The sequence below is a fragment of the Sphingobacterium sp. NPDC055346 genome (genome assembly GCF_053645235.1).
Genome location: NZ_JBSHMI010000006.1, coordinates 70,252 through 94,627 on the forward strand (window position 1 = coordinate 70,252; position 24,376 = coordinate 94,627).

Below are 24,376 nucleotides of genomic sequence, written 5' to 3' on the forward strand. Positions count from 1 at the left end.
ACGGAATAAAAATCCCCCAAAACAGTTATTTATTGTTCTGGGGGATTTCTGTTTATTTGCACTATGAAAAACATCAAGCTGATCCTTCTTTGTCTATTTTCCTTGAGCTATTTGAGCTTACAGGCTCAAGAGTCTGTAAATATCAAGATCAAGCAGGATTATCAAACATTGACTGCCAAGGATGGGGTGTTCAATATCCAGAGAAAACCTTTCAAGTTGGTTTTTCATGTGAGGAATACAGATGGTTTTTGTATTGGGATTACCCAAGATGAAGATATTTACCGTTCTGCAATAGGAGAGGCCGATATGGAAGTCATGTGGTTTGAGAATACGGGCATGGCTGAAGGTCGATTCAATGAAGACCTGACGACCACGATTTCGGATGAAGCGCCAAGTTATTGGTACTTTACAGCTTTCGATGACCATCGTTTTGATAAGGACCCTTATGGAACCCCGCAGGAATGGCTGGCAGAACGCACTGTAAATGCTTTTTATCTGGCTGAGTTCAGTGAATCCTTCAAGATGGAAGATATGGTGAGACCAGTTTATGTCGTTGTCTATGAGCCAGTTTATGATGAGGACTATAATTTGATCGATAAAAAGGTGTTTTATCATGCCAAAATCAATATGTAGTATTTATTTTCGGTATTTTTTTTATTTTTATAGCTATTTGTCTACAACATATTATACTATTTAATAAATTTGGCGATATATTATAACAATTTTCGCCAGTGAAGACCCCGTTTCGCTTTTTAAGCACACTATTATTGATGTCTGTTTTGTGTCTTTCATCTTGCGAGAAAGCACCAGATTTCCAGAAGCCACTCGTAAAGGAGGAAAAGGCTAATATCCAGACCAATACCGGTTTTGTTGATAAAGAAGTTCCTATGGCCTCCGACAACTGGGAGGTGGTTCATGTCAGGAATATTAATCCAACTAAATATCTATTAGATTCCCGTTTGCAAATCATGCGATTAGGAGGGGTAGGTCGCGTGGAAAATTCACAAGGTTTCATTACTTTGGAGAAAAAAGGTAATGACCCTAGAAAGTTATTTATTTCCATGACCGAAAACTTCAGCGCAGAACCGAGAAGGTTGTTGATTGGAATTAAGGACCAAGAGTCTACCAAGGAAATTGAGATCATCCAAGAGAGAGGTGGCGACTATGAATTGGTTGATAAGATCATTACCGAAAAGACTGATGCACGAAAGGTAACTGTTCTTAAGCTGAACAGTACTATCATTGATAACAAAGCAAGCAATCCCATGACCATTAAAACTCCTATTAAGGAGTATTATAAGAGTGTGAATGTTGTTTCAGAATTCAGCGCGAATTTTTTCAGTGTTTTCGATTGGACTCCAGCACCTGATAGTTTGATCAGTATGATCGCATTGGAGCATCAAGGTGCGAAGGTCTGGGACGAAAAGGTCAAATATGTCAGAGGAGTACAATCTACCCCTTATATGGCAAATGCAACTCAACCTGTAGATATCATTGTACCTGCGAATTCCAAGAAAACGGTATATGCTGAAGTTACAGTGATAAACCGTGAATGCGAATTTACTTTTAAGATCAAGAACAAACAAACCGGATATCTGAGCACCTTGAAAGGCCGTTGGAAACAACAGGTGCCTATTAAAGGTGAAATCAAGGTCATCTAACCTAACCTTTCCCAATTTTTTTATTTTTTCTGTAACGTATTGCCATAATCTATACTAACTTATGGAATTGGTAAACTATTGGCTTTGAAAATTAAAGAAAAGGAATTTTTATTAGTTATTGAACAGCACAAAGGCATCCTATATAAACTCTCTAAGATTTATATGGACGATGAATTTGATAGGGAGGACCTCTATCAGGAAATGCTGTACCAGCTATGGAAATCCTATGAAAACTTTAAAGGACAGAGCAAATTTTCTACATGGATGTACCGTGTGGCCTTAAATACGGCATTGGTCTTTGTGAAGAAGGACAAAAAGTCCCCAAAGACGGAAAGTCTGATCGAGGATCTTGATGTTGTGGATCATTCTGATCATTCAGTGAAAGAAGAGCGCTTAACTTATTTCTATAGAGCGGTCAAAGAGCTCAATGAAGTGGAAAAGGCCTTGATCTTTCTTTTCTTGGAAGGGTTTTCCCATCGCGAAATTGGGGGTCAGTTGGGGATCTCAGAGGGAAATGCACGGGTGAAGCTGAATAGGACCAAAGATAAATTACAGGAAATCATTAAAAAACAAGGATATGAATTTTGACGATTTAAAGAAGGCATGGGAAGAGGAAGGAGAAGGGAAAGATTTGAAAGAAGTTCAACTGTCCGTCGAACATGCGAATAATGCCATTGATAAGGTGCGCGCAAATATGAGGCTGGATTTTTACGGGCTGCTCGTGTTAGGGGTATTGGCAATTGTCGGGCTCAGTTATGTAGGTCTGAAGGTTGATATTCAACCGGTCGTCTTTTTTACAATAGTCAGCTTTGCATTCCTGTTCTTCAGTCTGATGTTTTTCTTCTGTTTCAAATTTTTCAAGTTTTATAAACATTCCTATAACCTGAGCTATGATAGCCGGGATAACCTGATGTGGTTTTACTATGAACTGCGGTATTTCATTGAATTCTATCATACCTTTTTCTTTGTGGGATTTGTCATGAGTTTGGCTTTCGGTCTATCAATAGGGTTGATGACCGCGACCTTGGAAATGGATCAGGGCAGTAAAGATGCAATCGGTAGAGCGCTTACATTTGGGTTCACAGGCAAGCTGATTTATTTTGGGAGTATGGGCACCATAATTGTTGGAGGAACTTTTCTGTTCCGTTGGGTGATCCAAAAGATGTATGGACGTTATTTGAAGCAAATAAAGCAGACCTTGGATCTACTGAAACCAGAGGAATAGGTTGCTTGAGGTATGTTAACAAAACAGTATTAAAATAGATGAAATAGTTTTGTTGAAATGAAAAATATATTCTATCTTTGCGACTCATTAAATATTAACAATTTTAATAAATAACAATGTACGCAATAGTAAATATAGCAGGACAGCAATTTAAGGTTGCAAAAGACCAGTACCTTTTTGTACACCGTTTACAAGGAGACGAGGGCGCTAGTATTGAATTTGACAATGTATTGTTAGCAGAAGACGGTGGTAAGTTTACTGTAGGTACGCCAAGTATCTCAGGTGCTAAAGTTTCAGCTACTATTTTGTCACATTTGAAGGGTGAAAAAGTTATCGTTTTCAAGAAAAAACGTCGTAAAGGCTACAAAAAGAAAAACGGTCACCGTCAACACTTCACTAAAATCCAGATCACTGGTATCAGTTTATAATCGAATTTTTAATCTGACGCAAGTCATAAATTAGAATAAAGAAATGGCACACAAAAAAGGTGCGGGTAGTTCCAAGAACGGCCGTGAGTCACACAGTAAGAGATTAGGTATCAAAATTTTCGGTGGTCAACAAGCTATCGCTGGTAACATCATCGTACGTCAACGTGGTACTCAGCACAATCCTGATGCTAACGTTGGTATCGGTAAAGATCATACCTTATACGCTTTAATCGACGGTACAGTAGTTTTCCGTAAAAAAGCAAACAACAAATCTTACGTTTCAGTTCTTCCAGTAGAAGAAAACAACTAAGGTTAGTTTAAAAAAACAAGAAAAGGTCTGTTTGGAATTCCAAACAGACCTTTTCTTGTTTTAGACATCAGACATCAGACTGGGCATGGCCACTAAGAAAGTTCTATTGTTTTTTCTTTGTCTATTTTTTTATTAGATATAGCTTAATGAAATAGTGTTCTAAGATCGCGAATGGAAAGGTCTGATGTCTTGTGTCTATTGTCTTATGTTTAACGCAAGAGGCAGGATCATGCTTGATCCTGCCTCTTGCGTTATATTGTGGAGAATACCGGATTCGAACCGGTGGCCTCTTGCCTGCCAGGCAAGCGCTCTAGCCAGCTGAGCTAATCCCCCTTAGCGCAGCAAATATACTGGAATTTCCGATATTTCCTATTTCAATGCTAAATTATATTTTGTGCCGTCCGTGATGGATACATCCAACATGAACTTGCTGAAATCCGCATAGCTCGATACAGGGTATTCACCTTCACGGAGTTGCAGCTTTCTATAGCATATCATCTTGCCGTCCTTGATATCCACACGAAACTCATAAGTACCCATGGGGACTTCTAACTTTTTGTTGATCGGGATAATATTGTTGGAAAGATTCTCCGGTAATTCGATTTCTGTCTCGTCGATATCGGTATAGCCCCTTGAGATCCGAACGACGTTCATCCTGTTTCGAATGTCAGGGATCGAAGCGCTACGGTTCAGGAAGTTCGGAAATACCGTGACGTTGTCATTGTTCTTGATAGCAAAGTTCTCAGCTTCAATATTTAGGTCCTCAGTAAGCGAAAGCTTGCCGTTGTTGTTAATACTATACTTAATGTCCTTGAATTGGATACGGTTGATGTCATATTGCCTTGCTAGCGATTTGATCTGCTCATCCTTGATCTTCTTTACGTTAGGGAAGTGATTTTCAAACTGGAAGCCTGAAAATTCAGTTTTGATCATTCCGCTTATCTTTCCATCGGTATTCAGCTTAAAGATACTTTTTCTATGTTGTAGGCTCTCATCATAGGGATAGCTGTCAGTCCTTAAGATCTTACCACCATTTTCGGTCATGGCCAATACCAGCCTGTCATCGGTAAAATCGCCTAGGTAGCCAAATGGAAGATCTTGGTTCGTGCATTCCAGCCAGGTGGTATCATTTTGAAACGGTAAACAAAGGATTACATGGTTTCCATCGATGAGGTTTGCAAATTCAGGTTCGATATTCATCTTTCGATTGCCCGCTTCCACGATGCAATAGTAGGAGGGGATATTGACTACATCCAATAATGATTGCATATAGTTTACCAAAGCCTTACAGTCGCCATAGCCTAAGCGGTCTACATCAGATGCCGGAAAAGGTTCCTGTCCACCGATACCAACCTGAACGGAAATATACCTTGTCTTTTTCTGTAGATATTCGTAGAGAGCCTTGGCTTTTTCCTGATCGGTCTTTAGGTCCTTGCAGATCTCCTTAACCTTTGCTGCGGTTGATGCAGGCAAGTCTCTTTTGTCCTTTAGCAAGGCGCTGTTCAGCCAGTCTCCATAAGATTTCCAGTCATTGGCTTTTCCGGCATGTTTGTAGTATTCAAAAGATTCAGGAACTACAAAAACGCGCATGCCAGTCTCATGTCTATTTGGGCTATAGGGTTCGGAACGAACCGCATTGATATTCTCGATGTCCCAATAGTAAGATTTCTGTTTCCCTTTCATGGTTTCTTTGCCCTCTTTTTTGAGGTTCTTTTTCAAGATTCTCAAGGTATAGTTGGGATCCGCCAAGATCTCATAACTGCTCTTTTGAACGGAGATGTCAACAGCAAAGTCAGGGCGCCAAGAATTGATGGCCAGTGTTTGGTTATGACGAACCTCATACTCTGTTGCTACTGTATAGGGAAAAGAAGGCAGTGAAGGGGATAAGTGCTTTATTCTGGTGTTAGTGAACATGGTTCCCTCGTCAGAAGCGCTATAGTCCTTAAAATCCTTCATGGAATATTTCTTTACAGTCTTGCCATCCGAATCTAGGATCTCTACCTTGATGTTCTTGATCTGTTTGGACTTGTCATAAGACATCGTGATACTGTTGTAGTCTTCTCCAGCGCTGTTATGGATGGTAATCACGCGTCGTCCTGTTTCGATCATCTCGCTAGGACTCTTGATATCGTAAGTGGTATGTTCCTCACGGACTGTTGCCGACGCACGGCTCAGCAATTCCTTTGGTATGTTGGAAACCTCGTATTGGCCAAATGAATCATATTGGCTCAACAGGAGGAAAGTAAGTATAAATCCTATTTTTCTGATCATATCTTCTTGAATTGAAAATCAGTCATTTGTTGTTGGATGATCCTAGAGAAGAATTCTTTCAGGTGAAAATATTCCTCGGGAGTGAAAATGGCCTTGTTCAGCATGGTTGTTTGCTGCAACATCAAAATGTTGTTGTCATACAAGGACCTGAAGGTGTATTTAGCTGTGCTTTCCGGTAAGGACATGGCAGAATCCTTAGGTTTGTTTGAAATGGAATAACCAGTTGGAATGCTGATATTGATATTGTAAGTCTCGCTTCTTGGCGCGCCAAAATCCACGTGGTAATTTCTTTCCTCCAGTTTGAACGGGTTTTTGCTCATTCTCTCGTAGATTATCGGATTCAAGAGGATCGCATCAGGTCTAAAGTTTTCCCTTAGGTCCATTTCAAATTCCAACTGTTCAACAAGAGGTTTTTCCATGTCATCAATATTTTCCACCTTGGAGCTCAATAGCCTTAGGGAGGTAACTTTTTCCATCTGTTTTTCCTCATATTCTTCAAAGCTATTATAACTGTCTATCTCATTTCTCTTATAAAGAGCGTCCAATCCTGAGTACTGGATACGGATAGTTCCTGTAATCTTGCCCGTACTGTCCAATTTTCCAAGAATATTAAACTGTTTCCTCGAGGATATTTCATTCTTTAACGGAACCCAATCCGAATTGCTTCTCGAAAATATAACCCTACCGCGGTCATTGATGGAGCTCATGGGTAGTTCACCGAACGGAAGGAACTTTTCAGAGGCGTCCAAAAGGTAATCCTTTCCATCAATCTTAGCCATGCAGATAACTGCGTTGAAATCCGTCATCGCAGGGAACAGAAAGTTTGGGATACCATTGTTACGGGTAGAGATTATGACAGGGTAAGCCTCAATGTCAGCAGCATTCAATCCCGCTACCAAGCCGAGGTTAATATCAGCAATATTGCCTTTTTTAGTTTCTAAGGCTTTTTTTATTCCTTTTTCAGCAAATTTTCCCAAGACATTATTGAACGTAATGTTTTTCTGGATATAATAGTAAATGGCCTTAGCCTTGTCCAATTTGTTTTCTTTGCTTGCCAATATCCCAGGCATTATATCCTTAAAAGCCCCTTTATTTTTAATCTGTCCACCAAATTCTTTTTCCAACATCAGGTCTTGGTCGATATCGGACCAGTTTTTTGCATAATTGGTATGTGGTCCAGTTGGGTCGAGGTAAGTCCTGAGCTCATAGTTGATCGACGAAATATAGTTGATAGGAGCCAACATATAATCTTCTTCCTTGAAAGCTGGAACATCCTTCATGATATAGGTCATTTTCGAACAATCCTGTCTATCACCACCCAAAAGGAAATGCTTGTTCAAAACCGTAGATTTCTGGTCCGATAACGGCAAATAGCCTTTCAAGTTAGTGTTATAGACAAATGTCGCGGGAATAACTGCAACATATTCACTATGCAGCTTTGGCAGATCCGATTGGAAGTACCAAGTCCTGAAGGTTCTTACACCTGGAGATGATAGTCTGTAAGAATATTCAATAATGGAGTTGTCTTTAATATTGGGAAGGGTGAATTTTAATTCATGTCTATATTGGGAGGCTTTATCGGTGAAGATGGCTTCTTTCTTCAGGTCATCTGTTACGAGTTTGCCGTTTTCATAATTATGGGTTCTACCTTTGAGGTCCCGCACATATTCCATATCAGACCCATACTTATAGAGTGGGATATTGATATTGGCTGAACTAGCACCCTCTTTGTCCAAGATCTTGATCCGAACATGCACGTTGTGGACCACCATCAAGGCTCGGTCGCTTTCGCTGTACTCCAGTTCAGTTCTTCCATGTTCAAATAATACAATTGCATGTGCAGAAGTATCGTTCTGCTTGTGGTCAGTAGAGAATAATGCCAAGTCCAATTTTGGTAAAGGATTGTCTTGAGCTTTCCCCAATAGGCATACACATACCATGCAGAGGCCTAACAACATAGATTTCATAATGATTTGGTAATAATTATAGTCAAATGTAAATATTTTACATCTGATTTAACAGGAGGGGAAACGAATTATTTGAAAATATTTTCTGAGGATAATTTTTAAGCCTCCAACAATTGTTTTTCGTAGAGGGAGGCGTATTCACCATCCATATTCAGGAGCTGTTCGTGGGTACCTTCTTCGATGATTTTACCGTCTTCCAGTACGATAATATGGTCCGCGTTTTTAATGGTGGAGATACGGTGTGCGATGATGATGGAGGTTCTGCCATCCATGATTTTGCCGAGATTATGAAGGATTTCTTCTTCGGTCTTGGTATCCACGGCCGATAGGCAGTCGTCAAACATCAAGATCCTAGGGTCTTTCACCAGTGCCCTTGCAATGGAAACCCTTTGCTTCTGTCCTCCAGAAAGGGTGATTCCACGTTCACCTATATGGGTTTCAAAGCCTTCGTCAAAACCGATGATATTGTCATACACCACGGCATCCTTAGCTGCCTGCTCCACTTTTGGAGTATCAACTTGGTCCAGACCAAATGCAATGTTACGGGCAATGGTATCCGAGAAAAGGAAAACCTGTTGTGGTACAAAACCGATTTGCTCTCGCACCGATTTTAGTTCATATTCCTTGATGTTATGCCTGTCATAAAGGATTTCACCTTGGTCTGCATCAAACATGCGCATCAATAGGTTGGCCAAGGTGGATTTACCTGAACCTGTTCTTCCAATGATGGCCATGGTTTTACCAGCAGGGATATGGAAACTGACATTGTCTATGGCCTTGATGCCTGTCTCCGGATAGGTGAAAGAGACGTTCTTCAACTCAATATCACCGTGCAGTTCATGCGTCAGTTGGCCGGTAGCAATATCAGATTTGGTGTCCAGGAATTCATTGATCCGCTTCTGGGATGCTGCAGCACGTTGAATAAGCGAAGTCACCCAAGCCAAGGACATCGCCGGGAAGGTCAATTGATTGACATAGATAATAAACTCCGCGATATTTCCCGCAGTGATGTTACCAGCGTTCACTTCAAGGCCACCGATATATACCGTAATGATGGTACTGAAGCCGATCAAGAAAATAATCAAAGGGAAAAAGACAGCCTGGACCTTAACCAAGTTCAGGTTGATGTCCTTATAGCGGTCACTTTCCACCTTGAATTTGTCCATCTTGTCCTGTTCGCGGGTATAGGTCTTGATAACGCGGATACCAGAAAAAGTCTCTTGCACAAATGAAGAAAGTTGCGACAATTGACGCTGGATCCTTTCACTCCGTCTATTGATCACCTTGTTTACAAACAGGATTATCACCGAAATGATCGGGATAGGCAGTAGGGCATAGGTAGCCAATGTCGCATTGACATTGTACATGGCATAGATGATCATGATGGACAATACAACCGTATTGATCGCGTACATGATTGCTGGACCTAGGTAGTTACGGACCTGATTGACATCTTCCGTCGCTCGGTTCATCAGGTCACCCGTATTATTCCTACGGTAGAAGGCGAAATCTAGCTGCTGATAATGCTGGTAGATTTCATTTTTAATATCATATTCAATATGTCTTGAGGTCAGGATCAGGGTCTGGCGCATCATGAAGAGGAATATCCCGCGCAACAGGGCCAAGACCAGGACGACGATACCAAAAAACAGAAGGGATTTACTGAATACCTCATAGATGATGGATTGCCTATCAAAGCCATCGTACAATCGGTACAGGTCGATGTTCTCTTTGACCAAGTCAAAAGCTTCACGGATGACCTGTGCAGGCAGAATTCCGAAGTAATTGGATATAATTACGAATATCACACCTGGGATTACGCGCCAACGATATTTATAGAAAAATTTATTGAGGTATGATAGTTCCTTCATTTGAACAAAAATAATGGATAATTTTCAATAAACTATGCAGTAAAGTTGTGATAATGTCAATAGTTTGCCTTAAATCGAATATTTTAAGGCTTTTGGCTAAAGAACTAAATAATTTGCTAATTTTGTACCTGTTAATTTTGTTTGTTTATGCAAAAAGATTCTACCTCGCTATTTGATTTGATGCGTGTTTCAGACCATCAAAATATTTTCATTTGTAATGATAAGGAAGTTGGTTTGAAAGCTATTGTAGCTATTCATGACACCACTTTAGGACCTGCTATCGGTGGCGTTCGTATGTTGCCTTATGCAACCGAAGCTGAAGCTATCGAAGATGCCTTGCGTTTATCTAAAGCGATCACCTACAAAGCTTCCCTTGCCGGTCTTAACCTAGGTGGAGGTAGTGCCATTATCATTGGCAACAACAGAACCGAAAAATCAGAAGTCTTGATGCGTCGTTTTGGAAGGTTTATCAACGGATTGAATGGAAACTTTATCGCTTCCATCGATGTTGGTACCACCCAAAAAGACTTAGAATACATTCACGCAGAAACTAATTATGTTGCTGGCTTGCCAACTTCATTGAATGGTTCTGGTGATACAACCGTATTTGCCGCCAAAGGTGTTTATTACGGAATCAAAGCTGCTATCAAAGAGCTTTATGGCGATGATAACCTTGCCGGAAGAAAGATCGCAGTTCAAGGGGTAGGTAGTGTAGGAGAGCATCTGGTTTCTCTATTACGTGCTGAGAATGCTAGGGTATATGTTTCCGACATGACCGAAGAGCGTAAGATGAAGATCGCAGCCAAATACAAAGCTGAACCTATTACGTACTCTACAAGCTTTGAATTGGATGCGGATGTTTATGCTCCATGTGCTTTAGGAGGAACCGTTAATCCGGATACAGTCCCACGTATGCGCTGTAAAATCATTGCTGGTTCTGCAAACAACCAATTGTTGGAAGAGGAAAAAACCGTTGAATTACTGAAGGAAAACAATATCCTATACACACCAGATTTCTTAATCAATGCAGGTGCATTGATCAGCTGTTTCTCAGAATTAGAAGGTTATGGTGCTGACCGCACTGATCACCTGATCCGTTACATTTACACAGCAACAAGGCACGTTATCCAAAAATCAAAAGAAGAAAATATCTCAACTCATCAGGCCGCTAAAGAATTAGCTGAAAAGCGTATTCAGGACATGAGAAAATTAAAATAATATAGTATAATATCGTTCTTTATTAAATATTCGTTCTTTCAATAAATTATGCTAAATAGAAGACACCTTAGGGTAAAGGTCATGCAGACATTGTATGCCTACAGCTTGTCGGAAGACAAGAACATCGTCAATTTTGAGAAAAGTCTGCTCAAAAGTGTGGAGGAAGTCGATGAAATGTACATCTGGACACTGAATCTCTTAGATGAAGTGGCTGAGTATGTCCTAGTCGATGTGGAAGGAATCGCAAATAAGTGGATCCCAAGCGATAAAGATAAGACCTTTACTTCTACAAAATTAAATAGCAATACCTTCATTGATTCCTTGCGCCAAAACCGTGAGTACCTTGAAAAGGTAAAGCGCTATAAAGTTGATTGGAATTACGATCCAGAAATTGTTCGTTCTATCTTTTCCCAACTCAAGGACTCAGAGGCCTATCTGGAATACCTAAATCTTGAAGACCGTTCCATCTCAGCTGAAAAAGATATCATTAAGTACATCTTCAAAAAGATTATCCTTAAGTCTCCTGATATCGAGCAAGCCTTAGATGAACGTTTCATAAATTGGCAAGTGGACAAAGAGGTTCTTCAAGCTATGATTGCCAAGACCTTCAAGAATTTTAGTTCCGAAGTTCCTGCAAAAAATAAACTGGCTGATCTGACACCAAGTTGGTTAGAGGACAAAGATTTTATCATCGATCTATTGAAGTTGACCATCAAATATACGGATGAATACCAGGATATGGTCGCTGCGAAAACCAAGAACTGGGAGTCAGACCGTATCGCTTTGGTAGATAATCTATTGATGCGTATGGCGATCACTGAATTGATCAATTTCCCAACAATTCCTGTAAAAGTTACCATCAACGAATACATCGAACTTTCTAAATCATTCAGTACCTTGAAAAGTAGTACCTTTATCAATGGTATCTTAGATAAAATCCTTGCTGATTTGAACGCGCAAAGACGAATCAAAAAAGAAGGTAGGGGATTGATCGCTTAAATCATATTAACATGAAAAAACTTATTTTATCATTTGTTGCAGCAACAGTTCTGTTTGCTTCTTGTAACCAAGAAGGCAAGAAAGCAGATGCTGATGCGCAAAATACTACCGAAACAGTAGCAAGTGAAGGAAACGATGGAATCGGAAAGATGCAATTCGAGGAAACCGTTTATGATTTCGGAAAGATTAAAGAAGGCGAAGTGGTTAAGCATGTTTTCAAATTCGAAAACACCGGAACTAGCCCCGTAATCCTTTCCCAAGTTTCTGCGAGCTGTGGCTGTACCACACCTACCTTTACCACGACTCCGGTATTGCCAGGGAAAGTTGGTGAAATCGCTGTGGAATTCAATAGCAGTGGGCAGGTAGGACAACAACAAAAAATTATCACCATTGCTTCCAACGCTGAGGCAAACATCAGCACCGTTCAGCTGAAAGGTGAAGTAGAAGCAATCTAATAAGTAACTATAAACTATAATATACAAATGATTTCAACAATTTTATTACAAGTAGGAGGAAGTGGCTTTACACAGTTAATTCCTATGGTATTAATCATTGTGGTTTTCTATTTCTTTATGATTAGACCACAAATGAAAAAGCAAAAAGAACACAAAAAATATATCGAAGAAATTGGTGTAAACTCTAGAGTAGTGACTACTGCTGGAATCCATGGCCGTATCGTTGAAGTAAGTGACAAAACTTTCTTGGTAGACGTAGGTAATGGCGTGAAAATCCGCTTTGACAAAACTGCTATCTCGCTAGAGGCTTCTAAGGCTTTGAATACTGAAGCTAAATAGTAATTAGTAGAAAGTATTTAGTATTTAGACTTTACTACATAGTTTAATCGGTTAATTTAGGTCTTGATTTATTTCAATCGGTGTCTAAATACTAAATACTAATTACTAAATACTTCAAAAAAAATCTCGCTGCATTTCAAATGATGCAGCGAGATTTTTTTTGGTTTCATTCAAGACATTTTCAGGAATGCTTCGGGATTTCTTTTAGATTTTTCTAGCGCATTTTGCGAGTTTTAGCAATGTGTCTCCAATGAGGTCAAACTGAAAAAATAATTCCTAAAAGGGAAGGGTTAAAAAAAACCTGATTGCTTTTTCTGTAAACAGAATCAGCAACCAGGTTTTCACTAACGTATTAAATTCTAATGTGGAATTTCTAATGAGGGAATTCAAGGATACGGACTTCCGAGATCTGGAAGTTGCTTCCTCCATTCAATTCAGTCATGGAGAATTTGTAATAGTTATAGGCCGTGGTATTGGTGAATCTAAAGGTTCTAGACTGCCTTCTTTCCGTGAAGTATTCTGGACCTCTTTCATCAACCACTACCCAAGTCTTACCATCAATGGAGCCTTCCACTTTCCAACGTCTTGGGTCACGGTCTGGCGAGTCATTACCTGAGGTCATGCTATAGCCATTCACGACTTGCGGCGAGTCAAATAGGAACTGCCAGCTCATATTTGGTCCCACACCACCCACAAATATTTTGGTAGTGATATCACCGTCGATCATTTTCTTGGATCCTTCTCCACCATCCGGGCCACCATTGTTCTCATGGGATACCGAGAACATGTTCTCAAAGGTAGTCACATCTTTGATGAGTCCCAATTCGGACACAAAAAGATTCATGAGTGCTACCGATCCTTTAGCCGTCGTCAGCTTAAGCTGGATTTCCTTGAAGGTTCCCGGGTCAAAGGTCAGGTCAATAGTTTTGTCGGTACTCAGGATCGCTCCAGAGGATTTATATCCATCACGCCATTCCGTTTTGCTCACCGCCATACTGGTAGTGAAGGAAAGGTTCAGTTTGCCTGCTCCAAGGGTCTTGGTATTTACCTTGATCAGGTTGGCTGCAGAGATCCGGATAGTCTCCTCGCGTTGTGCCCAATATCCTTCTCCATTTAGGGCTACCATTTTCACGACATATGTCCCCGTATTCAAAAAGGTATGTGATGGTGCAGCCACAGAGGATGTACTGTCATCCCCGAAGGACCAACGTGTTTCCATGAAATTGGTACCCTTGTTGTCGAATTTATAGGTAAAGGGGTCATTGGCATTTGCCAAAGCATAGGTAAAAGCAGCAGTTGGCTTCGGCTCTTTCTCTATGATTTCAGGAACCCCCTGTTCATCCTTTGTACATGCGCTGCTGATCGAAGCCAAGATCAAGCAGAAAAATGCATATTTCATTATTTTCATCGTTCTGATCATTGTAATTGTTAAGGAATTCTAACCATTCTCCATTCCGCCATTTGGAATAAACTACTGCTTCTAGTTCTTTCAATATGTAGCTTGAACTGTTTGTATGCTTTAGGGAATTCAATGTTAAAGCGTTTGGTTTCTGTACGGTTATTGAAAACTTCCGTTCTGCGTGTATCCAAAGCTTCCCAAGTGGTTCCATCATTGGATCCATAAAGTACCCATTCTGCTGGATCTCTTTCTTGAGCATCATTTCCTGAAGTGAAGGTATAGGCCCCAATCTTCTGCGGCTCATTGTAAACAAGCTTTAATTCGAGGTCTACGAAATCAAACAATAGGAATTTGCTGTTGTAATTGTTGTCAATCAATTTGACAGCATTTTCATTTTGATTATCATTATTTCTGCTGTAAGAATATTCCGCATCATTGGTCACATCTACTTCCACCACATTTTCTGAATCGATCAGAATGATACTATAGTTTTTCTGAGGATTAAGCACATGTAGGGTAGGAGCGCTCAGTTCTACAAGAACCGCTAATTTTTTGTCCAGATTAGCATTGACCACCGACCAAGGAACGTTGATTTCAAGACCTGCAGATTTCGCATTGCTCGCTACCTGTACTTTAGAAGGTATGGTATATTGCTCAGGTGTAAGACCAACCGTATTTGCTGGTAGCTTACCGTCCTTGATCAATTGCGCAATGGTATCAGTCGAGGTTACCACATCCACGGTAAAGGCAGATCCAGGGAAACTGGCCAAGCTAATACCCAATGGCATGGTCAATCCCGAGGAGGAGCTGACATAATTTACTTGGTTTTTAGCTTCTAAGATCGCTCCTGCGCCATTTGTTAGGGAAATGAAATGTATGTCTGATTCCGTGATCAGATCATTGACTTTCAGGATAAGAACACCTGTTGCATTGTTTTTATCAATATTGTTTCCTTTCCCGGCATTGGTAATGCTGTATCCAATGACAATGTTCTTTCCGAAATATTTTTCCACCTCGGTACGGGTGACGGTCACATTGAACACGGCAGAATCAGCTCCGAAATTTACCTTGGTACTGTTTGGTAAAAAGATTGATTCTGGTTTTACAGCAATGTAATTGCTGCCCAGGTTCTTGCTTTTGATATGGTCAGCCGCTGCTTTTTGATTCACCGCTAGGTTGACATCAAAAGCCTTTGAAGCAGGACTGCTCAATTTGATACTTACCGGAACGGTGATCTGTTCATTGGTTTTGGTAATCCCTCCGGCGATGTCCCCCGAACCTACCGTCGTAGCGGAGCCCGGTTTGATGGAGAAATCCTCCAGAGCCGTATCCTTACATCCAAAAAGGACTGAAAAACAAAGGATGGGCAAGTATATATTTTTGAATAATTTCAATAAGGTTTTCATAATCTATAGGTTTATTTATCAATCCAAACACGACCATCAAGACCCCAGCTCAATTGTCTTGGTACTTTCAACCAACTGATAATTTGCGTAGAGATATCGATATTTCTAGGTACCATTGAACTCAATGTCGACGATGTCGGCGCACAAATGAAATCGTTCAATGTGGTAATCGGGTAAGTTCCGTTTGTTTTTAGGTTTGCACCTAAAGGACCTTCATCCACGATGGTTGTAGCATCCTTCGAGTTCATTGGCCAATAGGCAGCCAAGAAATTGATGTTCGGATGGTTTGATACAATACCTACATCACAACTGTATTGTCTGATCGTTTCCGGAGAAAGAGCTTCTTTCCAGAATTTTACATCGGCTATATAGGCATCAGAACGCCAGCCTTCACGTGTTTCTAGGAAACCGATACGGAATTTGGCATCCGATGTAATGGAACCCCAACCTGTAATGTCAGCTTCCTTGGTTTGCTCGCCATTGGTGAACAACCTTACGGTTCTCTTGCCATCTACCATCTGTCCGGTGATAGCGATCGAGTTCCAGGTACCACGGTTCATGTTTCGGTCAGCTTTTACCTCACCCGTTCCTTTATCACCACGGGCATTGAAAATCCAGGATTCGCCATCTAGGTGGATTACCCATCCGATGCCTGTTGGATCTTCACCCCAGCCTCCTTGCCAATGTTGTCTCTTGCCAATAATGGAAGGATACCAGAATGCATAGTTATTGTCACGGCCTTTGTTCTTTTTGATTTTTAACTCGATTGTGAAATCGTCGTTGTCCAGATTGAAAACACTGTTGTCACCAACATCCAATTGGGCATAGTTTTCAGCATTGAAGCGCATAAAATCACCGATGAATTTATTCCCAATAAATGGTTTACCGATAAATTTGGTTGCATATTTTGGTGAATAGATTATGGTAAATGTGTTCAATGCCGCATTACTAAAGATGGTATTGTCATTTTGCGCTGGAGGGATTTCATAATCGCCACCTTGGCTTGAAGTAATGATCACCATCCAATTTTCCTTGGCATAATTAGGTCTTGCTTCCAAGGCTTTGATGATCTGACCTACCTGTCCATCAAACTTCTCAATTGCAGCCTTGTATGCAGGTTTAGAAACATCATAGCCAGCTGTTTTACCAACGGCATCGATGGCTGTGAAATGACCTGTAATGAAAGATAGCTTCTCGTCCTTTAAGTCATTGATTACTTTCGTGGTTACATCATCATCATTTTGGGCAGCCTGCGCTTTGGTATTGGCCCCAAAATATTTGAGGAAGGTAGCATTCGGGCTGATGGTGCTCATCTTAATGGAATCACCAGACGATTCTTTGATCCTGGCAGCCAATAGTGGATATGCATCAAATTTATTGGCTTCCAGATCATTTTCCCTTACCCCATGTTTGCTGTAGTTTACACCAGTGAACAAATTTGCCCAGTTGGAATATATACCTGCTGCGTTTTCTTCACTCAGAGAAACCCAAGAGTAAATGGAGTGGGGCAGAAGGGCATTGATCGTTGTGACATTGGAGGTGCGTACGGATTCGCCGCGGGCACCATCTGCTATCAACAACAATACCTTTGGCGTACCGTAGATTACATCTACGGTATCCGTATTGTTTTCTGGAATAACCTTAGAGAATTCCTCCTGACAGGAAGTGATATTAAGGCCCAGAATGATCAGCATGAAGGCTGAAATGGAGTTTAAAATACGTTTCTTCATAATTAGGAGTTTATTCAATGGTTATTCTAGTTATACCTCTAGTGTCTATGTTGTCGAATTTGTAGAAATCACCCAACAACAAGAGCGCTCGCTTACCGTCATCAGAACGCGTTTCATACATTCTCGAGATCAAACCGCCAACCATACCGGTATTGTTCATGCCACTTACTAGATCGCCTTTCGCATCGATGATCATGAAGTTGGTCCTTGAAATACCATTGTAAGTAAGGAAGTGTCCTGAAACGGCAATCAATCCATCTTCTAGCTGTAAGGCAAATTTGCTGGTACCACCTTCATTAAATGCTTTTACTTTAAAGTTGGTATCAATCGATCCATTCGCATTTAGCATCACTAATTTTGGCGTACTTACGCCGTTAAAGGTGTTGAATTCCCCACTCACCATATATTTTCCGGTTTTTTCATTGTAGGTCACACTTTCCACTTTATAATTGGCGCCTTTTCCGACATTGAAGGTTTTGTCCACAGTTCCATCCGCATTCAGGCGAACGATATAACCATGAGGTTCAGAGTCGAAACTGGTAAAAGAACCAAAAACAACCATTTTGCCTTTTAAGCTTCCGGTTTTGTGGTAGAAGCCCTTGGTCTGTCCATTAGCACCTGCAAATGCTTTGTTTCCAGAGAAACGGAAAGTCTTGTCAAGCGTACCGTCCAGGTTCAATAAAGCAACAGAACGGATCTCGGTACTATCTAGGATTACAGAGTCTCTGGTCTCTAGATAGTTTGGTTTACCGTAAGTTCTATGGATATGATATCTAAAGTCACCAACTGCCAATATTTTGCCATTATGTTCATTGATATTGTTCACCATAGCATTGAAACCACCATTGAATTTAGCGTAGTATTTGATGGTATCAGGTAGGTGAGGTGGACGATAAGGTTTTACAGCCATGGTATCGATCTGTCCTACTAAGTTGATACGGGTCAAATTGGAGATATTGTCGGTCCGCTGATCATAACCAGAGAAATTTCCGGCGATGTAATAAGCATTTTGGATCTGTATGATACTGCTCAAGAATCCTTGTACTCCATTTCCAGGGCGGAAACTCGCATCAAACTGTCCATTTTTAAAGGTTCTGACAATTCTATTGATCGGTTTGATATTTCCTTTGTTTTCATAGTTGTTAAAGGAACCGATCAGGATATTTTTCTCTTCTACGGTTTGTAAGTAATCGTATACCCCACCGCCAGAGGCACCATATGTTGCTTGCCAAGAAGGGTCTATCTTAACCTTTCCTTGAACCGAGAAATTGGGACCATAAAATATGATATCATCAATAAGGATACTGGTAATACCCGTGCTGGCGAATTCCGGCACCTTAACGGTAATTTCAGAATCGGTGATGGATACAATCTCTGCCTTCTGACCGTTGAAGTTAAATACGGCTTTATCTTTATGGGCAGCCAGACCCGACACTTTGATTTTCACTTGGGTTCCAGGTCCACCTGTTTCAGGGGATGGTTTTTGCGTACGTTCCATCACGATGCCCAAAGCTTGTTTACCTTCCTGATAAGGTTCAGCATGGTAATCCACTTCTTTGGAGCATGAGAACAATCCGAAGACCGCAAATATGAATATATAATATTTAGCTAACTTGTTCATAATTTTATCGTTTACTTTGAGCAACATCTTCTATCATTTCTTGCGATCCAGGATACAATCCAAAAAAGCTTTTATTATAATCCAAGACGTGGATTATGCCATTGTTGGGCTGTATGTCAGAGGTCGCCACGGGATACGTCACATAAACATCAGGGTTTGATGGATCAGGGAAATAAGAGAGGTGCAGTTGTCTGTAGCCTTTATATTTCAATCTGGATACTTCCGTAGTTCCACTCATCTGAATAATATCATTGAATACCACTCCAATATTGGATACATTACCCGATTGCGAAATGTAGTTTTGACCTGGATAGGTGCCCATCAGCGAATAATCGATCTGTGGGTAGTCCGCCAGTTTGTTCTTTCCGTTGAACATATAGCGCAGCAAGTTTTTTCTCCAGATAGCAGAATCAATATCACTCAACTTTTGGATGGTATCCAGACCCATATTAAATAGGTAGGTATTGAGTGAACCACTGGTTCTAATAGTTCCGATCAATTGCTTGATATCCGGATCCGAGGGAGCAAAAAAGGTAAACTCTTTGGTCTTGAATTCATTTTCCAGTCCAGCAAGTTTGATTACTTGGACTAGGGAATCAAATAATACCGGTTTAGATTCCAGGTATTCCAATATGGTTCCATTAAATTCAGCCTTTGCCAATCCACCATCCTCGTAATAATCGTCTTTACTACAGGCGCTTATAAACAGGATTCCGAAAAGGAAAAGAGCGATGTGTAGGGGTTTAAATATCTTTTTCATCTTATCGTCCAATTGTAGTCCAGTATTCATTTAATTTCATGTACGGGTTGTTGTTCAAGGCCGATGGGTCGATAGGCCAAGTCCAACCACCGCGGTTGTATTGATCCAGTGTAAGCGGGGACATGGTCCACTCAGAGCTTAAGATCCTTCGGGTACGGATAAGGTCAAAATAACGAATGCCTTCACCGATCAATTCCCTTTCTCTTTCTAGGAATATGAAGTTTTTCAGGTCAGCACCACCGCCACCGCCGTAGCGGGCAGCTTGAGCACGATCGCGAACCATGTTCACTGCTGCTATTGCATCTGCATCTTTGCCTAATTCAGCAGAAGCCTCTGCATAAAGTAAGATCGCATCTGCATAACGGAAAATACTAAAGGTATTGTCTGGGTTTTTATCTTCGTTTCCAGAAGCATACACGTTGGTTCCGAATTTCCTTAACACAAATCTTCCATTGTCTGAAGTAATATCTTCAAACCACATTTCTCTTCTCTTATCGGCATCGCCTTCCGGGAAGATCTGGTTCATGTAAGAGGAAATAAAATAACAGTGACTCAACTGGTTGTCAAAGCGAGGGAATTTATATGGCCAACGCAAGAAGTGATCCCAAAATGGAGCTAATGCTTCCACATTGTCGCCATAGTTGATACTCTTGTAGAACTCAAAAAGAGATTCCTCACTTCTACCTTTAGTAACCACTGCCCAGTTCTGATCGGTGAATGGAGCAACCAATTTATGTTGTTTGCTGTCGATCAATTGCTTTCCTAAAGCAGCAGCCTCTGTTAGGTATTTTTGTTTGTTGCCTGGATCGAAGCTAGAATTCCACATGTTCATGTGCATCAATAATGCGATAATGGCACCTTTTGCTGGTCTGGCTCCCCTAAGTCCTGGATCATTCAATGACCAAGGCATTAGATCTTTTTGCGGTGTTAAGTCTGCGATACACTTATTCAATACAGATACCATATTTTCACGAGGCAGTGGTTCCGTATGGTAAGCATCGGTATAATATGGAACATCACCATATAACCTGACCATCCAGAAGTAGGTGAATGAACGGATGAACTTTGCTTCAGCAATGTATCTGCTCTGGTCTGATCCGGTAACTCCAGGGATACCTTCTTCTAATTTTTCAATTAAAATATTGGCACTTTGGATCACTTGATAATACTTTTTCCAATCGGTGATCACATATAATTTATACCAATCGAACTGCGTGGAATACATAGCTGTTGGTAACTGATTTTTGCCCAATGCCTCTACGACCTTACGCTGACTGAAGTTATTGGCACCGTCGGAAACAAATATTTCTCCAGACCTTGCTTCTCCAATGGCACCCATTACCCATGTTTCATTGATCTTTTCAAAGAACTTTGCGTACATAAAGGCCATATTAGCTTCCACATCCTGTTGAGATAGGTAATAATTGTTACCTGTCAATCGGTCTATGGGTTCTACGGTTAGATATTTATTACAGCTGGAATTACTGAACCCTAAGGCAATCCCAAGTCCAATTACAGCTAATTTATTTTTTATCAATTTTTTCATAGTCATTAGAATGAAAGGTTGAAGCCTAGGGTGTAAGTTCTTGGTACTGGATATCCGTTTGATGCATCGCGGCCTAAGCTCGTTACGTTTTCAGGGTTTGGCCCAGAATACGAAGAGAAGGTGTACACATTGTCCATAGAAGCATAGATACGGAAACGGTCTAGTTTAAATCTCCTCAACAGATCACGATCGAATACATAAGCGAAGATGATGTTGTTGATCTTGAAATAGCTACCGTTTTCTTCCCATAGAGTTTGATCATAACGGAAAGGTTGAACGCTGGCATTTCTAGAGAAGTCGTATGGGTAAGGATACTTGGCAATATCACCGTCCTTCAACCAGATATCTAGGTTTTCAATAGGGACGATGGAATTGGCTCCATTACTTTGACCACCCACCAAATTACCTCCGTAAGGATTATTGTATAGGCTTAGGCGTTGTGCTAAAGCATAGTTCAAAATGGTTCTCTTTGCTGTGTATGAAGCATAGACAGATAACTGGAAGTTTTTGTAATTCAAGGTGTTTTGCATACCACCAGTCCATAATGGTTGTGTATTGCCAGCACGTGCATAGTCACGGTTGTCTAAGATATAATCTCCGTTCCTATCTACATAGATTGGGTCTCCAGCTTGGAAGAATGTTCCATCAGCAGTACGATAGCGAAGGCCAGTAGCAGGATCAACTGGTACATCAGCATCTGTCGCATATACACCGATATTTTCTAACAAGTAATTTGATAGGGCTGAGGTACCTACGCGGTTTACCATGTGCAATTTATCTGATTGAGTATCCCATTTGATGGCTTGTCCTCTAAAGGTTGAAGGCAACTGCAACAAGATGTCTTGGTTGTAAGCACCATTGAAGGACAGGGTCCAGTTGAAAGGACTGTTTACAGAAAGAGGACGGAAGTTTAAGGCAATCTCATGTCCATAGTTTGCTAGTCCAGCATCATTGGAATTAAGCTTGTCAAATCCAGAGGTATTGTTCAAGAAAGATTCAAACAATAGGTTGTCCACTTTCTTGTAATAAGTATCGTAAATAATCTCAATTTTGTTGTTCAGGAAGGTAAGGTCTACCCCTAAGTTATACTGCATGGAGGTAACTGGTAACAAGTTTGGATTTGGAATAAATTCGTAATTGATACCGATACCATTGATCTGATTGTAAAGACCTGAAATATCATATTTACCATAGATACGTTCCAATGTACTGGTTGGCATTACGTTTACACCCCATGTAAAGCGAAGGGATGCAAGATTGATCCATGGAAGGGATTTGATCCATTCTTCATGGTGCGCATTCCAACGAACTCCGACTGCTGGATTCTTGGTATATAGGTTCTTGAAACCATTGGCAGAGGAACCATCCAAACGATAGGATAGATCTAGGATATATTTGCTTTTGTAACTATAGGTAGTCGCTAGGGCAAAGGATAGCGCTTTCTCATTTCTGAAGTTGGACAGAACACCACCGCCTCTAGAGAAATAACCATCGAAACCTAAAGGACCTTCGAATTGATCATTTGGAGTTCTAGCCTGTTTGGTGATGGTATTTTGACGTTGGTTATGTCTTACCTCATTGAACAAGTTGATAAAGATGTTGTGGTCCTCATTGATATCCTTGGTATAGTTCAGGATATTTCTGTTGTATAGGTTTGATTCGCGACCTGCGAATGAATACACTTCTGAGAACTGGCCTGCAGCTGCAGCTGGAGTGAATTTGTCTTCATTGTTAGAGGCGAATTCATAACTCATGGCCGATTGTAATCTCAGTCCAGGAAGGATCTCAAATTTACCTTCCACATAAGGACGGATCAATTTGGAACTGTTGTCATTTTTGGTTCTAATGGCCGCGATATAATCATTGTCTGCCGAGAAGAATCCTGGAGGAGGCAATAGGGTAGAGTTCATACCACCCGTTGATACCCCTGTTTGAAGGATACCTGTACCATCACCTTTATTCTGTTTACCTAACTGAGCAAATACCTGTCCTGTAAACTCAAAGCGTTTTGTAGGACGGTAATCCATTCTCAAGTTAGCTGAATAGCGGTTGAAGCCTGTATTCTTGATTACCCCGGTTTCACCATAATAACCCAAGTTGGATTTATAGGAAAGGATTTCATTACCACCATCCAAACTCAAGTTGTGGTTTTGGTTGAATGTATTCTGGTAATAAAGGGATTGCCAGTTAGTCGAGTTATTGAAGAATGCATTCAAACTATCTGCAAGCATTGGGGTTTGCATGATCCTGTCAATTTCGGCTTGTGTTCTCGCGTTATTGATAATTTGCCAGATTTTGATTTGGCGTTCTAGATTACCTCCTAAGGTCTCTCTCAATTTTGGTGGAGTCTTCAAGAAGGTACTGTGTGTATAGTTGATTCTAGGCACGGGAGAATTACCACGTTTTGTGGTGATAATGATTACCCCGTAGGCACCTTGAGAACCATAAAGTGACGTTGCTTGAGCATCTTTCAAGATTTCGATGCTTTGTACATCCTCAGGTGGGATCAAGGACAGCGGCGAGATACCCGGCCCTTGTTGTTGTAGACCGAATTCTGAAGCTCTATCGGCATCCATCGGAACCCCATCGATTACATATAGGGGAGATGTAGGCATCAAGATGGACTCGCTACCAGAACCTGTTGTGGAAAGAGTCGATAGACCACGGATTTGGGTAGAGCCCCTAAATCCTGGAGCACCTGTATTTACCTGTACGTTCAGTCCCGGAACCTTACCTTGCATCAATTGCTCAAGGTTGGCAGTAGGGACGTCACGGATGTCCTTTTCTCCAAGGGTGAAAGAAGATCCTGTGGTATTTTCCTTTTTACGGGCCACATATCCACGGACCACGACTTCTTCTACCTGGTCCTGTGTAGAGCTCATCTGAACGGTTAGAGTTGTTTGGTTGGCTCTTACTGTTACTCTTCTTTGATTAAAACCTACAGCTTTAAAAATTAAAGCCGTGTTCGGGGCTACACTCACGCCAAAGTTACCGTTGTCGTCTGTTGCCGTAATAGCCCTATTGGTCGCCGCATTCACTACTGTTACGCCGGCAATACCGTTATTAGACTCATCAACCACTCGACCACGCAGGTTTTGGTTTTGAGCATAAGCAAATTGTAGGCTAAAAATGCTTAAGATTAATATGATTAGTTTCTGTAATTTCATAAG

Annotated in this window: 20 protein-coding genes and 1 tRNA gene; 10 read left to right on the plus strand and 11 right to left on the minus strand. The window is 40.9% G+C overall.

Translation table 11 applies throughout. The features are described from left to right. The first annotated feature begins 63 nt into the window (after nucleotides 1–63). The 6 genes from ACWICE_RS13185 to rpmA all read left to right on the plus strand — a co-directional run bounded on the left by ACWICE_RS13185 (nucleotide 64) and on the right by rpmA (nucleotide 3,624). On the plus strand, nucleotides 64–633 hold the full coding sequence (locus tag ACWICE_RS13185) for a hypothetical protein (protein ID WP_313261251.1): 570 nt from the start codon (nucleotides 64–66) through the stop codon (nucleotides 631–633). Between the two features lie 137 nt (nucleotides 634–770). After that, nucleotides 771–1,661, plus strand: a complete 891-nt coding sequence (locus ACWICE_RS13190) for a hypothetical protein (RefSeq protein ID WP_454298543.1) — start codon at nucleotides 771–773, stop codon at nucleotides 1,659–1,661. An 84-nt stretch (nucleotides 1,662–1,745) separates the two neighbouring features. Beyond that, nucleotides 1,746–2,249 (plus strand): RNA polymerase sigma factor, encoded by a 504-nt coding sequence (locus ACWICE_RS13195; RefSeq protein WP_185214200.1) that lies wholly within the window; start codon nucleotides 1,746–1,748, stop codon nucleotides 2,247–2,249. Continuing rightward, the gene (locus ACWICE_RS13200; RefSeq protein WP_185214201.1) at nucleotides 2,239–2,886 is read left to right on the plus strand and encodes a hypothetical protein; all 648 of its coding nucleotides are present in this window, start codon (nucleotides 2,239–2,241) and stop codon (nucleotides 2,884–2,886) included. Before ACWICE_RS13195 ends, ACWICE_RS13200 begins: the two co-directional genes overlap by 11 nt. Before the next feature lie 116 nt (nucleotides 2,887–3,002). After that, nucleotides 3,003–3,314: a 50S ribosomal protein L21 gene (gene rplU, locus ACWICE_RS13205; RefSeq protein ID WP_099367640.1), complete on the plus strand. Its 312-nt coding sequence runs from the start codon at nucleotides 3,003–3,005 to the stop codon at nucleotides 3,312–3,314. 43 nt (nucleotides 3,315–3,357) lie between these two features. Beyond that, nucleotides 3,358–3,624, plus strand: coding sequence for a 50S ribosomal protein L27 (gene rpmA, locus ACWICE_RS13210; RefSeq protein ID WP_094256038.1), 267 nt, complete (start codon nucleotides 3,358–3,360; stop codon nucleotides 3,622–3,624). Between the two features lie 259 nt (nucleotides 3,625–3,883). Here the strand turns inward: rpmA and ACWICE_RS13215 are convergent. The 4 genes from ACWICE_RS13215 to ACWICE_RS13230 all read right to left on the minus strand — a co-directional run bounded on the left by ACWICE_RS13215 (nucleotide 3,884) and on the right by ACWICE_RS13230 (nucleotide 9,733). Further along, nucleotides 3,884–3,957 (minus strand) — tRNA-Ala (locus tag ACWICE_RS13215). A gap of 36 nt (nucleotides 3,958–3,993) precedes the next feature. Next, nucleotides 3,994–5,895, minus strand: a complete 1,902-nt coding sequence (locus tag ACWICE_RS13220; RefSeq protein ID WP_454298544.1) for a DUF3857 domain-containing protein — start codon at nucleotides 5,893–5,895, stop codon at nucleotides 3,994–3,996. After that, nucleotides 5,892–7,862, minus strand: a complete 1,971-nt coding sequence (locus tag ACWICE_RS13225; protein WP_454298545.1) for a DUF3857 and transglutaminase domain-containing protein — start codon at nucleotides 7,860–7,862, stop codon at nucleotides 5,892–5,894. Before ACWICE_RS13225 ends, ACWICE_RS13220 begins: the two co-directional genes overlap by 4 nt. 98 nt (nucleotides 7,863–7,960) lie before the next feature. After that, a complete protein-coding gene (locus ACWICE_RS13230; RefSeq protein WP_185217555.1) occupies nucleotides 7,961–9,733 on the minus strand; it encodes an ABC transporter ATP-binding protein in 1,773 nt (590 codons plus the stop codon). A 147-nt stretch (nucleotides 9,734–9,880) separates the two neighbouring features. On the opposite strand from ACWICE_RS13230, the gene ACWICE_RS13235 reads away from it, so the two are divergent. Genes ACWICE_RS13235 through yajC form a run of 4 tightly spaced genes read left to right on the plus strand, consistent with a single transcriptional unit; the run spans nucleotide 9,881 to nucleotide 12,744 of the window. Further along, nucleotides 9,881–10,951 (plus strand): Glu/Leu/Phe/Val family dehydrogenase, encoded by a 1,071-nt coding sequence (locus ACWICE_RS13235; RefSeq protein WP_185214205.1) that lies wholly within the window; start codon nucleotides 9,881–9,883, stop codon nucleotides 10,949–10,951. 48 nt (nucleotides 10,952–10,999) lie between these two features. After that, on the plus strand, nucleotides 11,000–11,950 hold the full coding sequence (gene nusB, locus ACWICE_RS13240; protein WP_185214206.1) for a transcription antitermination factor NusB: 951 nt from the start codon (nucleotides 11,000–11,002) through the stop codon (nucleotides 11,948–11,950). Between the two features lie 11 nt (nucleotides 11,951–11,961). Then, nucleotides 11,962–12,405, plus strand: coding sequence for a DUF1573 domain-containing protein (locus tag ACWICE_RS13245; protein WP_454291923.1), 444 nt, complete (start codon nucleotides 11,962–11,964; stop codon nucleotides 12,403–12,405). Nucleotides 12,406–12,432: 27 nt separating this feature from the next. Continuing rightward, nucleotides 12,433–12,744, plus strand: coding sequence for a preprotein translocase subunit YajC (gene yajC, locus ACWICE_RS13250; RefSeq protein ID WP_185214208.1), 312 nt, complete (start codon nucleotides 12,433–12,435; stop codon nucleotides 12,742–12,744). Between the two features lie 373 nt (nucleotides 12,745–13,117). Here yajC and ACWICE_RS13255 read toward each other — a convergent pair whose 3' ends face one another. The 7 genes from ACWICE_RS13255 to ACWICE_RS13285 are packed head-to-tail and all read right to left on the minus strand — an operon-like array spanning nucleotide 13,118 to nucleotide 24,373. Then, nucleotides 13,118–14,152, minus strand: coding sequence for a PKD domain-containing protein (locus ACWICE_RS13255; protein ID WP_185217553.1), 1,035 nt, complete (start codon nucleotides 14,150–14,152; stop codon nucleotides 13,118–13,120). A 20-nt stretch (nucleotides 14,153–14,172) separates the two neighbouring features. After that, the gene (locus tag ACWICE_RS13260; RefSeq protein ID WP_454298546.1) at nucleotides 14,173–15,549 is read right to left on the minus strand and encodes a hypothetical protein; all 1,377 of its coding nucleotides are present in this window, start codon (nucleotides 15,547–15,549) and stop codon (nucleotides 14,173–14,175) included. A gap of 11 nt (nucleotides 15,550–15,560) precedes the next feature. Next, the gene (locus tag ACWICE_RS13265; protein WP_254527981.1) at nucleotides 15,561–17,279 is read right to left on the minus strand and encodes a LamG-like jellyroll fold domain-containing protein; all 1,719 of its coding nucleotides are present in this window, start codon (nucleotides 17,277–17,279) and stop codon (nucleotides 15,561–15,563) included. 10 nt (nucleotides 17,280–17,289) lie between these two features. Beyond that, the gene (locus ACWICE_RS13270; protein ID WP_454298547.1) at nucleotides 17,290–18,900 is read right to left on the minus strand and encodes a DUF5008 domain-containing protein; all 1,611 of its coding nucleotides are present in this window, start codon (nucleotides 18,898–18,900) and stop codon (nucleotides 17,290–17,292) included. Between the two features lie 4 nt (nucleotides 18,901–18,904). Then, nucleotides 18,905–19,660: a hypothetical protein gene (locus ACWICE_RS13275; protein WP_454298548.1), complete on the minus strand. Its 756-nt coding sequence runs from the start codon at nucleotides 19,658–19,660 to the stop codon at nucleotides 18,905–18,907. Nucleotide 19,661: 1 nt separating this feature from the next. Then, complete coding sequence (locus ACWICE_RS13280) at nucleotides 19,662–21,206, minus strand: RagB/SusD family nutrient uptake outer membrane protein (RefSeq protein ID WP_313261262.1); 1,545 nt, start codon at nucleotides 21,204–21,206, stop codon at nucleotides 19,662–19,664. A gap of 5 nt (nucleotides 21,207–21,211) precedes the next feature. Further along, nucleotides 21,212–24,373, minus strand: coding sequence for a SusC/RagA family TonB-linked outer membrane protein (locus ACWICE_RS13285; protein WP_185214215.1), 3,162 nt, complete (start codon nucleotides 24,371–24,373; stop codon nucleotides 21,212–21,214). Nucleotides 24,374–24,376 lie beyond the last annotated feature (3 nt).

Excerpts from the sequence above, each read along its gene's own strand:
- ACWICE_RS13185 (WP_313261251.1), top strand. The coding sequence starts at position 64 with ATGAAAAACATCAAGCTGATCCTTCTTTGTCTATTTTCCTTGAGCTAT.
- ACWICE_RS13190 (WP_454298543.1), top strand. The coding sequence starts at position 771 with ATGTCTGTTTTGTGTCTTTCATCTTGCGAGAAAGCACCAGATTTCCAG.
- ACWICE_RS13200 (WP_185214201.1), top strand. The coding sequence starts at position 2,239 with ATGAATTTTGACGATTTAAAGAAGGCATGGGAAGAGGAAGGAGAAGGG.
- rplU (WP_099367640.1), top strand. The coding sequence starts at position 3,003 with ATGTACGCAATAGTAAATATAGCAGGACAGCAATTTAAGGTTGCAAAA.
- rpmA (WP_094256038.1), top strand. The coding sequence starts at position 3,358 with ATGGCACACAAAAAAGGTGCGGGTAGTTCCAAGAACGGCCGTGAGTCA.
- ACWICE_RS13220 (WP_454298544.1), bottom strand. The coding sequence starts at position 5,895 with ATGATCAGAAAAATAGGATTTATACTTACTTTCCTCCTGTTGAGCCAA.
- ACWICE_RS13225 (WP_454298545.1), bottom strand. The coding sequence starts at position 7,862 with ATGAAATCTATGTTGTTAGGCCTCTGCATGGTATGTGTATGCCTATTG.
- ACWICE_RS13230 (WP_185217555.1), bottom strand. The coding sequence starts at position 9,733 with ATGAAGGAACTATCATACCTCAATAAATTTTTCTATAAATATCGTTGG.
- ACWICE_RS13235 (WP_185214205.1), top strand. The coding sequence starts at position 9,881 with ATGCAAAAAGATTCTACCTCGCTATTTGATTTGATGCGTGTTTCAGAC.
- nusB (WP_185214206.1), top strand. The coding sequence starts at position 11,000 with ATGCTAAATAGAAGACACCTTAGGGTAAAGGTCATGCAGACATTGTAT.
- ACWICE_RS13245 (WP_454291923.1), top strand. The coding sequence starts at position 11,962 with ATGAAAAAACTTATTTTATCATTTGTTGCAGCAACAGTTCTGTTTGCT.
- yajC (WP_185214208.1), top strand. The coding sequence starts at position 12,433 with ATGATTTCAACAATTTTATTACAAGTAGGAGGAAGTGGCTTTACACAG.
- ACWICE_RS13255 (WP_185217553.1), bottom strand. The coding sequence starts at position 14,152 with ATGAAAATAATGAAATATGCATTTTTCTGCTTGATCTTGGCTTCGATC.
- ACWICE_RS13260 (WP_454298546.1), bottom strand. The coding sequence starts at position 15,549 with ATGAAAACCTTATTGAAATTATTCAAAAATATATACTTGCCCATCCTT.
- ACWICE_RS13265 (WP_254527981.1), bottom strand. The coding sequence starts at position 17,279 with ATGAAGAAACGTATTTTAAACTCCATTTCAGCCTTCATGCTGATCATT.
- ACWICE_RS13270 (WP_454298547.1), bottom strand. The coding sequence starts at position 18,900 with ATGAACAAGTTAGCTAAATATTATATATTCATATTTGCGGTCTTCGGA.
- ACWICE_RS13275 (WP_454298548.1), bottom strand. The coding sequence starts at position 19,660 with ATGAAAAAGATATTTAAACCCCTACACATCGCTCTTTTCCTTTTCGGA.
- ACWICE_RS13280 (WP_313261262.1), bottom strand. The coding sequence starts at position 21,206 with ATGAAAAAATTGATAAAAAATAAATTAGCTGTAATTGGACTTGGGATT.
- ACWICE_RS13285 (WP_185214215.1), bottom strand. The coding sequence starts at position 24,373 with ATGAAATTACAGAAACTAATCATATTAATCTTAAGCATTTTTAGCCTA.